A 13,595-nucleotide genomic window follows, 5' to 3' on the forward strand; every position below is an offset into this window, starting at 1 on the left:
AGTCACCATGAACATCGCATTGTCCACCACACTGACCGACACCGATTTCGACACCGCGATCGACAGCACGAGAAAGGCGTTGTCGGAGCAAGGATTCGGAGTTCTCACCGAAATCGACATGCAGGCTACTCTGAAAGCCAAGCTCGGCGAGGACATGGAGCGTTACGTGATTCTGGGGGCATGCAACCCGGGACTTGCTCATCGCGCCGTAGGAGTGATGAAGCAGATCGGTCTGCTGTTGCCGTGCAACGTGGTGGTCCGCGAGAACACGGCAGTTGCGGGATCCGTCGTCGTCGAGGCGATGAACCCGGCCATCATGGTCGAGGTCACCGGTGAGCCCGAGTTGGGTGCGGTCGCCTCCGAGGCCACCGCGAAACTGCAGGCGGCGATCGCGGCACTGGGTGGTACCGGATCCGATCCCGCTTAATGCCCCCGGGGGTACCATCGGGTTCATCACCACAACCATCGAGGGGATCGACATGATCGGCGACGAAGACAGCATCGCACTGGTATTGAACCGGCTCAAGCGTGCGCACGGTCAGCTTGCCGGCGTCATCGGGATGATCGAGAACGGTCGCGATTGCAAGGACGTCGTCACTCAGCTCGCTGCTGTCTCCAGAGCGCTGGACAAGGCCGGATTCAAGATCGTGGCCACCGGTCTGCGTGAATGCATGACGGGCGAGAGCGCGGGCGAGAAGGAGCCGATGACCGAGGCCGAACTGGAGAAGCTGTTCCTGGCACTGGCCTGAGGCCGGGTCGAATCCCACGAGGGAGCGACGGGAGAGCGAACAGTGGGAGTCGTGTTTTCTCCGAGACGACGCTGTTGTGCGACGTTGAGGTCGACATCCGGCGAATTCGGCTGCATACTTGACTTTGTCCAGAAAAGCGGAGGATAGTATTACTGTGATGCCGATCTCACCGTACGCGGAGCTGTTACGCACCGCCGACATGCGCGTGACCCGTCCCAGGGTCGCGGTGCTCGAGGTCGTCGGATCCAATCCTCATGCAGACACCGACACGATCCTCGGACTCGTGCGATCGGTGCTGCCCGAGGTGTCGCGGCAGACGGTGTACGACGTCCTCAATGCGCTGACGGTGGCGCGCCTGGTGCGGCGGATCGAGCCGGCGGGTTCGCCCGCGCGGTATGAGTCACGCGTCGGAGACAACCACCATCACGCGGTGTGTCGCTCGTGTGGCGTCATCGCCGACGTGGACTGCGCGGTGGGCGAGACGCCGTGCCTCACCGCATCGGACTCCGTCGGTTTCACGATCGACGAGGCGGAAGTCATCTACTGGGGCTTCTGCGCACAGTGTTCGGCTGCTCGCGAGCAGCCGGCAGTTCCCGTTCAGTTCCCTCCCCGGTCTCGAACGCACCGTAGTTCGTGACCACCGATCACAGCCCGATCGTCACACCTTGGAAGGAAGCACGTGTCTGAAGATCACGTAACACGCGAAAAAGAGATGAACGAGGATCAGCCACAGGAGTCGGGCGGCAAGTGTCCCGTCATGCACGACTCGATGCCTACGCCCGTCGAAGGTGGAAGCAACCGTGAGTGGTGGCCCAAGGCCCTGAATCTGAAGATCCTCAAGAAGAACCCGGCCGTCGGCGATCCGATGGGTGCGGATTACGACTACGCAGCCGAGTTCAACTCCCTCGACCTCGCTGAGGTCAAGCGCGACATCGAAGCCCTCATGACCAATTCGCAGCCCTGGTGGCCTGCCGACTTCGGTCACTACGGCCCCTTCTTCATTCGCATGGCGTGGCACGCCGCAGGCACGTACCGCAAGCAGGACGGACGCGGCGGTGCCGGAGCGGGCATGCAGCGCTTCGCACCCCTGAACAGCTGGCCCGACAACGCGAGCCTGGACAAGGCTCGCCGTCTGATCTGGCCGGTCAAGCAGAAGTACGGTCGCAAGCTCTCCTGGGCCGACCTCATCGTGCTCACCGGTAACGTCGCCATCGAATCGATGGGCCTGCCCACCTACGGCTTCGCCGGCGGACGCGTCGACGCCTGGGAGCCGGACGAGGACGTCTACTGGGGCCCGGAGCAGACCTGGCTCGGAGACGAGCGCTACAACGGTGACCGCACGAGTCTCGAAAACCCCTTGGCCGCAGTGCAGATGGGCCTGATCTACGTCAACCCCGAAGGCCCCAACGGCAACCCGGATCCGGTGCAGTCCGCGTTGGACATTCGCGAAACCTTCGGCCGGATGGCCATGAACGACATCGAGACCGCGGCACTCGCCGTCGGCGGACACACGTTCGGTAAGACACACGGCGCAGCGGACCCCGACGAGCACATCGGTGCCGAGCCCGAGGGCGCACCCATCGAGCAGATGGGCCTGGGCTGGAAGAACAGCTACCAGAGTGGTGTCGGCGCAGATGCGATCACCAGTGGCCTCGAGGTCATCTGGACCCCCACGCCCACCCAGTGGGACAACAGCTTCCTCGAGACGCTGTACGGATTCGAGTGGGAGCTCCACAAGAGCCCCGCAGGTGCGCATCAGTGGCGCCCGAAGAACGGCGAGGGCGCAGATCTCGTTCCCGACCCTGCCGATCCCACCAAGCGTCGCCACCCGTCGATGCTGACCTCCGACATCGCGATGCGCGTCGACCCGATCTACGAGCAGATCACCCGTCGCTGGCTCGACCATCCCGAGGAACTCGCAGAGGAATTCCAGAAGGCGTGGTTCAAGCTCACCCACCGTGACATGGGCCCGGTCTCGCGTTACCTCGGCCCCGAGGTTCCGGCGGAGCCCCTGCTCTGGCAGGACCCGATCCCGGCCGTCGATCACGAGCTGATCGACGACGCGCAGATCGCCGAGCTCAAGCAGACGATCCTCGGTTCCGACCTGACTCAGGACCAGCTGATCTCGGCTGCCTGGGCAGCGGCATCGTCGTTCCGCGTGAGCGACAAGCGAGGCGGAGCCAACGGTGGCCGTCTGCGCCTGCAGCCGCAGGCCGGCTGGGAGGTCAACGAGCCCGACGAGCTCGCACAGGTCATCCGAGTCCTCGAAGGTGTGCAGCAGTCGTTCTCCGGAACTGTCTCGTTCGCCGACCTCGTCGTGCTCGGTGGCGTTGCCGCACTCGAGCAGGCATCGGGGGTCTCGGTCCCGTTCACACCGGGCCGCATGGATGCCACGCAGGAGCAGACGGACGTCGATTCGTTCTCCGATCTCGAGCCGAAGGTCGACGGTTTCCGCAACTTCCTCGGAAAGGGCCAGAAGCTTCCGGCCGAGTTCAACCTCGTCGATCGGGCGAACCTGCTGTCGCTCAGCGCACCCGAGATGACCGTGCTCGTCGGCGGACTGCGTGTGCTCGGAGCCAACTTCGGAAAGTCGTCGCACGGCGTCCTGACCGACAAGGTCGGAACGCTCACCAACGACTTCTTCGTCAATCTCCTCGACATGGGCACCGAATGGGTCCCCACCGCGGAGGACGGCATCTACGAGGCCAAGGATGCCTCGACCGGTGAGACGAAGTGGACCGGAACCCGTAACGACCTGGTGTTCGGATCGAACTCCGAATTGCGTGCTCTCGCAGAGGTGTACGCCTGCGACGACGCAAAGGACAAGTTCGTCCAGGACTTCGTCGCGGCCTGGGACAAGGTCATGATGCTCGATCGCTTCGAACTGAGCTGAATCGGGTAGTTCACACAACACCCCGCGAACCTGTTGTTCGCGGGGTGTTGTGCTGTGGCAGAAAACTTTTCGATCAGCGCTGCGACATCGCTTCAGCGGCCGCCTTGATGGCCCGTCGGATTCGGGGATAGGTACCACACCGGCAGACGTTCTCGATGGTGTCGATGTCCTCGTCGGTCGGGTCGGGGATACGCTTCAGCAGTGCGACGGCAGCCATGATCTGGCCCGGCTGGCAGTAGCCGCATTGGGAGACGTCCTCGTCGATCCACGCCTGCTGCACCGGATGGAGAACATCGCCGTCCGCGAGTCCTTCGATGGTCGTGACCTCTTTGTCGACGGCATCGGAGACCGGTGTGACACAGGCGAGCACCTCTTCCCCGTCGAGATGGCTCGTGCAGGCGTGACACACGCCGATGCCGCACCCGTACTTGGGGCCGCGGACACCGAGTTCGTCTCGCAGGGCCCAGAGCAACGGCATGTCGTCGGGTAGGTCGACCGACACCGCGACCCCGTTGACGACGAACTTCTGTTCAGCCATGGATCCTCATTTCGGGAACGGTTCGAAGTCGACGTCGAACAGGATCGGGAAGCTGGTGGGGGTGGTATCGGTGGCGCGTGCGTATGCGTTGGCCACCGCGGCGGCAGCAGCGGGCACTCCCAATTCTCCTGCGCCACCAGGGTTCTCGGTGGTGGGCGGCATGATCACCACCCGTACATCCGGTGGTGAATCGCGTTGGCGGGCATAGTGGAACTGCGAGTAACTACCTTCGAGCGGCAGCCCCTGCTCGTAGTGCAGTCCGGCCCTGAGGGTGGTCGAGATGCCGTCCATCAGGCAGCCGATCATCTGGGCCTCGAGGCTGCGGGGGTTGACCACGCGGCCGACGTCTACGACGATGACGGCTTTCCTCACGCGGGGCGTTTGCGGGTCCTGCGCATCTATCTCGACGAGATATCCTGCACTGGAACCGAATTCGGCATGGAACCCTATGCCCTGCGCGCGGCCGGGGCCGAGATCTGCACCCCAGTTGCCCTCTGCGGCGAGCGTGCGCAGTACGTCACGGTGGCGGTCGCTCGCCACCGCCCCGACGCGTAGCTCCAGCGGATCGGTATCGAGGGCGTCGGCGATGCGATCCACCATGATCTCGGCCGCGGTACGTACCGTTCCGGAGAACACCGATCGCCAACTGCCGGTTGGCATCTCCATCGGTACCTCGACGAGGGTCCTGATACTGCTGTCGGTGAACGAGTACGGGTCGCGGGTGCTGTGGAACAGCGTCTGGGAGATCAGCGGGGACGGTGCCGATGCGTCGGTGACGAGGTCACCGAAACCGCCGTCGAAATCGGTACACACTGCGGCCACGCGCTGCTCCCAGGAGATCACCGCGCCGCGGGCGAGGACCGCATCGAACTTGGTGTGTACCGCGGGCCGGGCTCGACCGTGCCGCATGTCGTCCACCCGCGACCACATCAGCCGTACCGGTTTGCCCATTGCTCGCGAGATCACGGCGGCCTCCAGCGGGCCGTCCAAGTAGAGCCGCCTGCCGAACGAGCCGCCCCCGTTCATCACGTGGGTGGTGACCCGATTCAACGGAATGCCCAGTGTCAGAGCAATTTTCTGCCCGGCGTAATTGGGTAGCTGCATCGATGCCCAGACGTCCGCGCGATCGGATCGCACGTCGGCGACTGCCGAATTGGTTTCCATCGCGGCATGCGAGACGGGAGCGAAGTCGAAATCGACGTTCAGTTTCGTTTCGCCCGGCAGCTCGGGCCTACCCACTCCGCCGAAACCAGTGAACGCCGGGGTGCTGCGCCGAAGCCTGTCCTGGATGGAATCGGTGGACTCGTCGTCGATGGTTCCGGCGTTCCACGTGACCACCGCGGCGTCCTTCGCGGCGAGCGCGAATCCGAAGGTGCGCGCCATGATGGCGACCCCGGTGGACACGACGGCAACATCGATGACCCCCGGCATCGCTCGCAGCGCCGCCTCGTCCACCGAGGCGACGGTTCCGTTGATCGTCGGTGGGCGTCGGACGACGACAGGCATGGCGTCGGGCACGTCGAGATCGAGCGTGTAGGTGAGCCGACCGGTGACGATCGCGCGAGCATCCTGGCGCGTGGTCGGTGTGCCGACGACCGTCAGATCTTCCTCCGACTTCGGGTCCACCGCCTCGAAGCGCAGTTCCGGAGCCGCGGCAGCGGCTGCCAGCTCGCCGAAGTGCGCCGCCCGTCCGTCCGGTGCAATGACGACACCGTCGACGATCCTCAGCGTGGCGACGTCGGCACCCCACCGATCGGCGGCAGCGCGCAGCAGCCGCGCCCGTGCCGTCGCAGCGATGGATCGCGTGGGCTCCCAGAGAGATTGGATGGAGTTGGAGCCGCCCGTGTAGTGGTTTCCGATCAGTTCCTGTCGGCCGCGTGAGAGTGACACGACGGTCTTGTCGAGTGGGATGTCCAGCTCTTCTGCTATCAGCATCGCCACCGAGGTGGTGAGCCCCTGTCCGATCTCGGCGCGGGGTAAGGCGCAGTGCACGGATCCGTCCCCGCGCACCTCGAGGATCACCAGATCGGAGTCGGCGGGAAGCGTGGTGAGTACCTGTTCGGGTTCGTCACTGTCGGGCGGCTCTGCAGAGGCCGTCGTCCGCGTCACGAGCATCAACGTCGAGCCGGCCACCACAGCCGTGAAGAAAGAGCGACGCGATACCGTGCGCCGTCCAGGTGTCGCGTGCGTCACATCGTCCTTTCGGTCGGGCCTGACTTTACAGTCGCCGATCCGACAAACCGCGCACGTCGAGGTTCGGTCGTTCGCGAACCCGAGAACTCCCTCGGCCACTTGTTACTCGTCACGACGGCGGTACCTCGGTGGCCGTTATCGTTTCGTTACCTTTTGTTGCCCTATCGTGACAGTGCCCCCAGATCCGCTGAAATGTCCGAACGGCACCATCTGTGTCATGGAATCAGACAACGCGGCGGTCGGACCCGCACAGGACACACGCGACAACACTGCGACGAGTGGCAAGGGCTTCGGCTCTTTCCTGGAAATGTTTCAGAGCGCATCGACGACGAACTCCGAGCGCGAGCACTGAATCGGGCGATGCGAAAGTGACCTCCGCGTCGAGTTAGCGTGATGAGATGGAGTCACCGATCACCCGCTACCTCGAATCCGTCCTCGACGATTGCCGACAACTCGACGGCGGTGCAGTCGCGGAGGGTAACGCCGAACTCGGGCGAGCAGACCCCGAGACATTCGCGGTGGCCCTTGCGACCGTCAGCGGATCGGTCTACGCCGCAGGTGATCGCGACACCGAGTTCTCCATCCAGTCCATTTCCAAGGCCCTCGCGTATGCGTTGGCCGTCGAAGACAACGGACTCGAACGAATGCTGGAGGCCACCGACGTCGAACCGTCCGGCGATTCGTTCAACGAGATCTCGCTCGAACGCGACACGGGTAGACCGCGCAATCCGCTGATCAACGCAGGCGCACTCGCTGTGCACTCGATGATTCGGGGGAGCTCTGCGCAGGAGCGCGCCGAACGCGTCAGGGACTTGCACAGCCGCTGCGCCGGAAGGCAATTGAGCACCAACACGTCTGTCTACGAAGCCGAGATCGAATCGGACGATCGCAATACCGCGATCGCATACCTTCTCAAATCCGTCGGAGTTCTCGCAGCCGATCCGGCCGAGGTGGTCGACGGCTACGCCCGCCAGTGTTCGGTGGACGTCAACTGTGTGGACCTGGCCACGATTGCGTCGGTGATGGCCAACGGAGGAGTCGATCCGATCACCGGGGAACGGTTGATCGACGGCGCGGTCAATCGTCACGTGCTGTCGGTGATGTCCACCTGCGGGATGTACGACGGATCGGGGAGTTGGGTTGCGGCGGTAGGTATTCCGGCCAAGAGTGGGGTCGCCGGTGCGATCGTCGGTGTGCTGCCGGGGCAGGTCGGGTTGGCTGTGCTGTCGCCCAAGTTGAACGAACACGGAAACAGTGTGCGGGGAGTCGCCGTGTTCGAGCGTCTCTCTCGGGATCTCGAATTGCACATGATGCATGTAGCACCGACTGGTACGTCGGCCATTCGTGAGGTGACGGGTGAGAACTCCACGATCGTGCAACTGCAAGGTGACCTACGTTTCGCCGGAGCCGAATCGGTACTGGCCACCCTGGCCGAGGGCATCGGCGCCCAGCACCGAATTACCCTCGATCTGAACCACGTTCGCGCGATGGACGACGTGGCGCGTCGGCTCCTCGACGACGCGGCCGCCGGTCTGCGCGAAGACGGCCACGACGTCGACTTCGAGGATCCGCACGGCTTGATGGCAGTGCTCGAACTCGACTGATCGATGGGCGGTGCTGTCAGAGCCGTCCGCGGAGAATCATGTTCCAGTAACTCAGTGGCAGGCCGTAGCGGTCGAACAGCCAGGCCGATCGTCGCGCTTTCAGTGGATCGAGAAACGACGGTAGCGAGGGCGTGAGTGACCCGGTTCGGTCGAACTCGGCCGCAACGAGACGGTGGGCGTCGATCGTCACGGGTGCCACGGTGTACCCGTCGTACCAGGACATTTCTCGTCCGGCTCTGGCGGCCAGCAGATTGTCGATCAGAACGGTTATCTGCTTTCTCAGCCCACCGCCGGAAGAATCGGTGTCGATTCCGGCACCGTCACCGGCGGCCCAGATCTCGCTGTGTTCGCGGTGTCGCAGGGTGCGGGGGTCGATATCGACCAGTCCGTGCTGTCCCTCTCCGGTCAGTTTCGACGACTCGACCCACGGCTGTCCGCGAAACGGTGGCACCAGGTGCAGCATCCGGTAGTCGATGATCTCCTGTGCGCCGAGGTGATCGGTGACGGTGATCTGCCGAGTTTCTGGGGAAAGCGCGGTCACTGCTGTGCGATGCAGTATCCGGACGCCGAGATCGCGGAGCTGATCGAGCAACACCGAATCCAGCCGAGGCACATCGAGTAGACCCTCGCGGTCGATCACCAGGGTGATGTCGATGTCGGCGAGTTGCCCGGTCGCCCGCCAGTGGGCGGCGGCCAGGAACAGTGGTTTGAGCGTGGTGCCGGTGCAGCCCACGGGTGGCCGCGGCACCGTGAACACTGCCATGCCGCGCTTGGAGGAGTCGCCGACCTCGGGTGACGGGAAGTGGGAGATCAGTTGCCAGGTCTTCTCTGCGCGACCCAGGTAGTTGCTCGTCACCGCGTCCGAGTCGGCGGCTGCGGTGATTCCGGGAAGAGCGTCGTGATCGGGCACCAGACCGGTCCCGATGATCAGGTCTCGATAGCCGTAGCGCCGACCGGAGGCGGTCGTGACCACCTTCTCGTAGGGGTCGACTCGGGCTACCGTGTCCTGGATCCAGGTGCTGCTCTTCGGCATCACCGAACGTTGGGTTCGCTCGGCGTCGCTGAGTCGGGCTTGGCCGCCGCCGACATACGACAGCAGTGGCTGATAGGTGTGCACGGACTGGGGTTCGATGACTGCTACATCGTCGATACCGAGCCGAATTGCGCGTGCTGCCGCGCTGACGCCCGCGTTGCCGCCGCCGAGAACGAGAACGTCGTGGCGGCCGTCGACGCCTGCCGATGTCAAGCCGAAATCTCTGTGTATGCGAGTGCAGCGTCGAGAGTGGTGTGAAATGCGGTGCGGCCGCGTGCGTCCGCGGCCAGCGCTCGGGTCGACTCGATCGAACCGACCACAGCCAGTCGAGTGCCCCACCGGCTCAGGTGCATCGACGTGGCATCGAGAATTGCCGCCGTGCCTGCCGGCACCGCGTCTACTGCGCTCAGATCGAGCACCAACCGAGAACCTTCGACCGATGCATCACCGAGTGTCTCCGCCAGCACGCCGAGATCCTGACGACCGAATTCTCCGACGATGCGAACGACGGTGGCACCGCCGAGTTCGGTGACGGTGATGCCGGCACCAGCAGTCGGTGCCGGAAACACCTGCCTGAGCGACGGTACGACGACGGTGGGAACAGGGTCGATGGAGGGTAGAACCGACAAGAGAATCTCCTCGATGAACGACGCGGGCAGTGATGCCGACGCAGACGGTGTGGGCCCGACACGGGCGAACAGCGGCGTTTGCTTCACCGCAGGTTGTAGTTGGACTACCCGATTCGTGCGGTTTCAAGCGGCTTGTTTGCGACCGGTGCAATCGGGCATACAGCTTCCACCTTCGAGTGGAGTCCACGCTCGGCACACAGCCCGAGAGGGCACGTCTTGCGATGACGATCTCCGAGAGGACACCTCGATGACGACGGCGGAATTCGACACGTTCAGATCCACCCGCGTGGTACACGCAGACCCCGGAGTGTATGAGCCGCAGGACGATTCATGGCTCCTGTGTGAGATGGCGTCGCGGGCCGGGGTGGTGCGGGGTGCCCGGGTGCTCGATATGTGTACCGGTAGCGGTGCCGTCGCGCTCGCTGCGGCGTCGTTGGGGGCACGTGAAGTGCTGGCGTTCGACATCTCGCCGCTCGCGGTGGCGTGCGCTCGCCGCAACGCTGCCGCCCTGGATGTCGTCGTCGACGCCCGCCTCGGGTCGTTCGCGGACGCGGCGATGCTCGAGCCGTTCGACGTGGTTCTGTGCAATCCGCCGTACGTGCCCTCGGAGGCGGTGCCCGAAGGTGTCGGTCCGCACCGAGCGTGGGACGGCGGCCACGACGGCCGAGTGGTGCTGGATCCGCTGTGCGCTGCCGCCCACGACTTGCTCGTTCCCGGCGGGACTCTGATGGTGGTGCAGTCGGAGTACTCCGACCCTGCACGAACCGAGGCGATGCTGCGCCGTACTGGCATGACGGTGTCCGTGGCCGCACGTCGATCGATCTCGTTCGGCCCGGTCATGACGGAGAGGGCTGCCTGGCTCGAGCAGGTCGGACTGCTCGAAGCATCCCGCGACATCGAGGATCTGGTGGTCATTCGTGCCGACCGACGATGAGGGCAGTGCCGTCGGCGGCAACGATGGTCCCGCGGCGTCCACAACGAAACGCACCATCGTCCGCATCGTCAAGGGTGGGCCGATTGTCATCGACGGGCCTGTCGAGATCGAGTTGGACGACGGCACACGAGTGTGTTCCGACCGATTCGCGGTGGCGGTGTGCACATGCCGACGGAGCAAGAACTATCCGTTGTGCGACACCAGCCATCGCGCCAAGAAACGGCCGGCTCAGTCCAGCGAGGACCGACCGGCGGACCAGCGCGACATCACGTGATCGGCGAGTTCGTTCTCCACGAAATCCAGTGCGCGCATTCCGAACACCACATCGGCCTCGAGCTCGGGCTCGTCGCGGAGTAGATTTCCGACGACATCGTGCCGAAGTACCTGCTCGTGCATCGCATCCGCCTCGACGTGCTCTGCGTAGAACGCAATGCATGCCTGGGGTGCCTTTAACCTCGTCAGACCGTGTACGTACCGCTGTGAGCCCGGCGACGACGTGATCTCGGTGGCGGCAAGATGTCCCACCGTGGCACCACGGAGTCCTCGGTGCAGACCGAAGAGCGACATCAGGTTCACCCACGCGAGAGTCTGAGCGGGAACACGGTCGACGTATCCGAGGTACGACGCGTCGAGCTCGGCGGCCGCCATGGAGTCGGCCCACAGTTTCTGGTGGACGCGATCACCCTTCCCGCCGCCGTATTCGTCGAATTCGACTGCTACGTACGAAGCTTTGGCCTGACCGGTCAACCGGGGGATGGCCCAGGCGTGCGGATCGGCTTCCTTGAGATGGTAGATCGACCGATGTACGAAATACTCGCGCATCTGCTCCCACGAGCCCTCGTCCCGCAGAAACCACGACGGGCCGGTTCCCGAGGTCGCCTCGACGGACAGGGAGTCCATCTCCGCGGCCGCGTCGTGCCCGGGTTCGACGTGAGCCCGAACGTACTCGAGGAAAGCGGATTCGAGTGTTGCTCGCAGGCGGAGAAGGTCGGGGTCCCACTCCCATGCGTCGGCGACACCGTCAAAGCCGCGATAGTGCAATTCGTAGCAGATCAGCAGGGTGAGTTGTACGTCTCGTGACGTGGAATCGACGTCCGTGAGAGTCGGCAGGATCGAGGTATTGCCCGGCTCACCTCTGGTCAAGCAGCGTACGACGGAATTCGAAATCGGCCCGCACGGCACCGGCAGGACGGGGGAGCGTGCGGCGGTCGGGCGGGCGGACAGAAGCTCGGTCATACTTGAGGCTACCCATCGCGGGGCGGTACCAATCGCTGTCCGCACAGGTGTTCGTGAGCCGTCACGGCCGGCGTACGAGATCTTTCGGAACAAGCAGGACGGTGCCATCAAGGTTCTGCTGAAGGCGTAGGGCTTCGAATACAGCGATGCGGCCCGGAAGTTCACGGGCCGCATCGGTATTCGCAGAAGGGTCGGTCGATCTACATCAATCGATGGAGATGACATCCTTGGCGATTGCTGCCACGCGCGCCTGTCCTGCGGACACGACTCCGTGGCGGTTCTTGTGTGCCTCTTCGTACGTCACGACGGTGCGAACGTCGGTCGGGTTCGATAGGTCCTTGATCGCGGCGACGGCGTCCGAGACGTTCAGGTCGTCGTAGTCTGCGATCGGCAGCTCGTCGGCGTCCAGGGTTCCGCTGGCCGACCGTGCGGTATGGATCGCGTCGGCGACACTGTCGACTCCCTCGCTGCGGGTGACGTCCTCGGCCGCCTCGAGCGCTGCGTCGCGACTTGCCGTCAGAGTCCTGACAGCCACGTCACCGGCGTGAGCGCCGCGGCCCAGAAGCGCGGCGAGGCGGTCCGGGGTGGCGCGAGCTGCGTCCAGTGCGCGGTCGAGACTGCGAGCCGACCAGGTTGCCGGAGCGTTGACGATCTTGACCGCGGTGCCTGCGGCGGCCTGAAACGGAGTGCGACGCAGCGCTGCGGGTCCGCCCAGTGCATCTTCCGCGAGCACCGTCTCGAGCCATTCAACGGTTGCGGTGTGCGCGGTGGCCAGCCGGGTCGCCAGTGCGACGACGGTGGGCTCGTTCGCTGCCGTGGCCAGTGCCTTGATGTACTTGGCGCGGCCCAGCAATTGCTGCTCGAGTGCGAGATCGCCCAGCAGGGCCTCGTCGAAAGGCTGTGCCTGCTCCGCGACCGTCTTGACGGCAGCGAGTGTGCGGCCCAGGAATGGTGCGACGAGTTCGGGTAGTCCGCCGAGTCCGCGAAGGGATTCTTCGATGGCTGCCGCGCGCTCACGGCCGTTCGCGGCGTTCTGAGTCAACTCCCTACGTACCGCCTCGGTGCGCGCCTGAACGACGCGAGTTTCCGCGATCTGGATTTCGGTGTTCGTCAGCTGCAGTGCGATGCGCAACTGCGCGATCAACGTGGATGTGCTCATGGTGCTCCCCTTTCGGTCGGGTGGTCGATTTTCTCTGGCCGATGCCTGTGGGTCACAGCGTGATGCTCGGCCCTGACAGCAGCGTTACCCGTCGGTAGGTTCGGTCAAACTGAGGCTTTCGATGTGTGAACATCGACACGTACCCTTCAGTCTCGTCGTGCGCCGCGAGCCCCGCCGGTTTCGATCGGCAGCCGACTGGACATCCGTCATCGATGAACACCCAGCTGTACACAGCAACTGTCTCTGCCACCGCGACGGGAGTCACCTCCGACGACGGGGTTCTGTCCCTCGGTGTCCGAGAACCGAAGCAACTCGGAGGGCCGGGGGAGCACACCAACCCGGAACAGCTGATGGCCGCCGCACTGTCGAGCTGCTTGGTCGAATCTCTGCGCATCGCGCTCGGAACCGTCGGGGGTAGCGTCGACGAACTCGCGGTGAAGGGCACCGTCGTACTCACCGACTCGGATGCATCCGGCTACGACGCGACGTTCGCCCTCGCGGTCTCTCTTCCAGGCACCGATGACGCCGAAGCAGTGTTGGCGCAGGCGACTTCGATCTGCCCGTTTCTCAAGGTCATCGACGGAGTGGACGTCACCCTTGAATGACGCCGTGACGGTCGGCGTGTTC

General features: G+C 64.3%; 15 protein-coding genes. 9 read left to right on the forward strand and 6 right to left on the reverse strand.

Going from position 1 to position 13,595, the window contains the following annotated elements; genetic code table 11:
• Positions 1 to 7: 7 nt before the first annotated feature.
• The 4 genes from R4P57_RS00580 (at position 8) to katG (ending at position 3,642) form a co-directional block, all read left to right on the forward strand.
• Positions 8 to 427, forward strand: coding sequence for a DUF302 domain-containing protein (locus tag R4P57_RS00580; protein ID WP_317800965.1), 420 nt, complete (start codon positions 8 to 10; stop codon positions 425 to 427).
• A 52-nt stretch (positions 428 to 479) separates the two neighbouring features.
• Complete coding sequence (locus R4P57_RS00585; RefSeq protein ID WP_032397635.1) at positions 480 to 749, forward strand: metal-sensitive transcriptional regulator; 270 nt, start codon at positions 480 to 482, stop codon at positions 747 to 749.
• Positions 750 to 906: 157 nt separating this feature from the next.
• Positions 907 to 1,386, forward strand: a complete 480-nt coding sequence (locus R4P57_RS00590) for a Fur family transcriptional regulator (RefSeq protein WP_317800967.1) — start codon at positions 907 to 909, stop codon at positions 1,384 to 1,386.
• A 75-nt stretch (positions 1,387 to 1,461) separates the two neighbouring features.
• A complete protein-coding gene (gene katG, locus R4P57_RS00595) occupies positions 1,462 to 3,642 on the forward strand; it encodes a catalase/peroxidase HPI (RefSeq protein ID WP_317801652.1) in 2,181 nt (726 codons plus the stop codon).
• Positions 3,643 to 3,715: 73 nt separating this feature from the next.
• On the opposite strand, the gene R4P57_RS00600 is transcribed toward katG, so the two are convergent.
• Positions 3,716 to 4,180 carry a (2Fe-2S)-binding protein gene (locus R4P57_RS00600; RefSeq protein WP_317800968.1) on the reverse strand — a complete coding sequence of 155 codons (465 nt, stop codon included), beginning with the start codon at positions 4,178 to 4,180 and terminating at the stop codon, positions 3,716 to 3,718.
• Between the two features lie 6 nt (positions 4,181 to 4,186).
• Positions 4,187 to 6,373 (reverse strand): molybdopterin cofactor-binding domain-containing protein, encoded by a 2,187-nt coding sequence (locus R4P57_RS00605; protein ID WP_317800969.1) that lies wholly within the window; start codon positions 6,371 to 6,373, stop codon positions 4,187 to 4,189.
• A gap of 217 nt (positions 6,374 to 6,590) precedes the next feature.
• On the opposite strand from R4P57_RS00605, the gene R4P57_RS00610 reads away from it, so the two are divergent.
• Positions 6,591 to 6,725, forward strand: coding sequence for a hypothetical protein (locus R4P57_RS00610; RefSeq protein WP_317800971.1), 135 nt, complete (start codon positions 6,591 to 6,593; stop codon positions 6,723 to 6,725).
• A gap of 46 nt (positions 6,726 to 6,771) precedes the next feature.
• Entirely contained in the window at positions 6,772 to 7,977 is a 1,206-nt protein-coding gene (glsA, locus tag R4P57_RS00615) for a glutaminase A (RefSeq protein WP_317800973.1), read from the forward strand.
• A 16-nt stretch (positions 7,978 to 7,993) separates the two neighbouring features.
• On the opposite strand, the gene R4P57_RS00620 is transcribed toward glsA, so the two are convergent.
• Both R4P57_RS00620 and R4P57_RS00625 read right to left on the reverse strand, forming a co-directional pair.
• Entirely contained in the window at positions 7,994 to 9,223 is a 1,230-nt protein-coding gene (locus R4P57_RS00620) for an NAD(P)/FAD-dependent oxidoreductase (protein WP_317800974.1), read from the reverse strand.
• Positions 9,220 to 9,726, reverse strand: coding sequence for a hypothetical protein (locus R4P57_RS00625; protein WP_317800975.1), 507 nt, complete (start codon positions 9,724 to 9,726; stop codon positions 9,220 to 9,222). Before R4P57_RS00625 ends, R4P57_RS00620 begins: the two co-directional genes overlap by 4 nt.
• A gap of 160 nt (positions 9,727 to 9,886) precedes the next feature.
• On the opposite strand from R4P57_RS00625, the gene R4P57_RS00630 reads away from it, so the two are divergent.
• Together R4P57_RS00630 and R4P57_RS00635 are read left to right on the forward strand one after the other, a co-directional pair.
• Entirely contained in the window at positions 9,887 to 10,573 is a 687-nt protein-coding gene (locus R4P57_RS00630; protein ID WP_317800976.1) for a HemK2/MTQ2 family protein methyltransferase, read from the forward strand.
• Positions 10,557 to 10,847 carry a CDGSH iron-sulfur domain-containing protein gene (locus tag R4P57_RS00635; RefSeq protein ID WP_317800977.1) on the forward strand — a complete coding sequence of 97 codons (291 nt, stop codon included), beginning with the start codon at positions 10,557 to 10,559 and terminating at the stop codon, positions 10,845 to 10,847. Before R4P57_RS00630 ends, R4P57_RS00635 begins: the two co-directional genes overlap by 17 nt.
• Here R4P57_RS00635 and R4P57_RS00640 read toward each other — a convergent pair.
• Positions 10,802 to 11,809 (reverse strand): iron-containing redox enzyme family protein, encoded by a 1,008-nt coding sequence (locus R4P57_RS00640; RefSeq protein ID WP_317800978.1) that lies wholly within the window; start codon positions 11,807 to 11,809, stop codon positions 10,802 to 10,804. The two genes, R4P57_RS00635 and R4P57_RS00640, sit on opposite strands and share 46 nt — an antisense overlap.
• Before the next feature lie 205 nt (positions 11,810 to 12,014).
• Positions 12,015 to 12,968, reverse strand: coding sequence for a ferritin-like domain-containing protein (locus R4P57_RS00645; RefSeq protein ID WP_317800979.1), 954 nt, complete (start codon positions 12,966 to 12,968; stop codon positions 12,015 to 12,017).
• 212 nt (positions 12,969 to 13,180) lie between these two features.
• On the opposite strand from R4P57_RS00645, the gene R4P57_RS00650 reads away from it, so the two are divergent.
• Positions 13,181 to 13,573, forward strand: coding sequence for an OsmC family protein (locus R4P57_RS00650; RefSeq protein WP_317800980.1), 393 nt, complete (start codon positions 13,181 to 13,183; stop codon positions 13,571 to 13,573).
• The last annotated feature ends 22 nt before the right edge of the window (positions 13,574 to 13,595 follow it).

Source organism: Rhodococcus sp. IEGM 1330 (assembly GCF_033142445.1).
Classification (GTDB): Bacteria; Actinomycetota; Actinomycetes; order Mycobacteriales; family Mycobacteriaceae; genus Rhodococcoides.

Coding starts and splice junctions, on each gene's coding strand:
- R4P57_RS00580 (WP_317800965.1), top strand. CDS start 8: ATGAACATCGCATTGTCCACCACACTGACCGACACCGATTTCGACACC.
- R4P57_RS00585 (WP_032397635.1), top strand. CDS start 480: ATGATCGGCGACGAAGACAGCATCGCACTGGTATTGAACCGGCTCAAG.
- R4P57_RS00590 (WP_317800967.1), top strand. CDS start 907: ATGCCGATCTCACCGTACGCGGAGCTGTTACGCACCGCCGACATGCGC.
- katG (WP_317801652.1), top strand. CDS start 1,462: ATGAACGAGGATCAGCCACAGGAGTCGGGCGGCAAGTGTCCCGTCATG.
- R4P57_RS00600 (WP_317800968.1), bottom strand. CDS start 4,180: ATGGCTGAACAGAAGTTCGTCGTCAACGGGGTCGCGGTGTCGGTCGAC.
- R4P57_RS00610 (WP_317800971.1), top strand. CDS start 6,591: ATGGAATCAGACAACGCGGCGGTCGGACCCGCACAGGACACACGCGAC.
- glsA (WP_317800973.1), top strand. CDS start 6,772: ATGGAGTCACCGATCACCCGCTACCTCGAATCCGTCCTCGACGATTGC.
- R4P57_RS00630 (WP_317800976.1), top strand. CDS start 9,887: ATGACGACGGCGGAATTCGACACGTTCAGATCCACCCGCGTGGTACAC.
- R4P57_RS00640 (WP_317800978.1), bottom strand. CDS start 11,809: ATGACCGAGCTTCTGTCCGCCCGCCCGACCGCCGCACGCTCCCCCGTC.
- R4P57_RS00645 (WP_317800979.1), bottom strand. CDS start 12,968: ATGAGCACATCCACGTTGATCGCGCAGTTGCGCATCGCACTGCAGCTG.
- R4P57_RS00650 (WP_317800980.1), top strand. CDS start 13,181: ATGAACACCCAGCTGTACACAGCAACTGTCTCTGCCACCGCGACGGGA.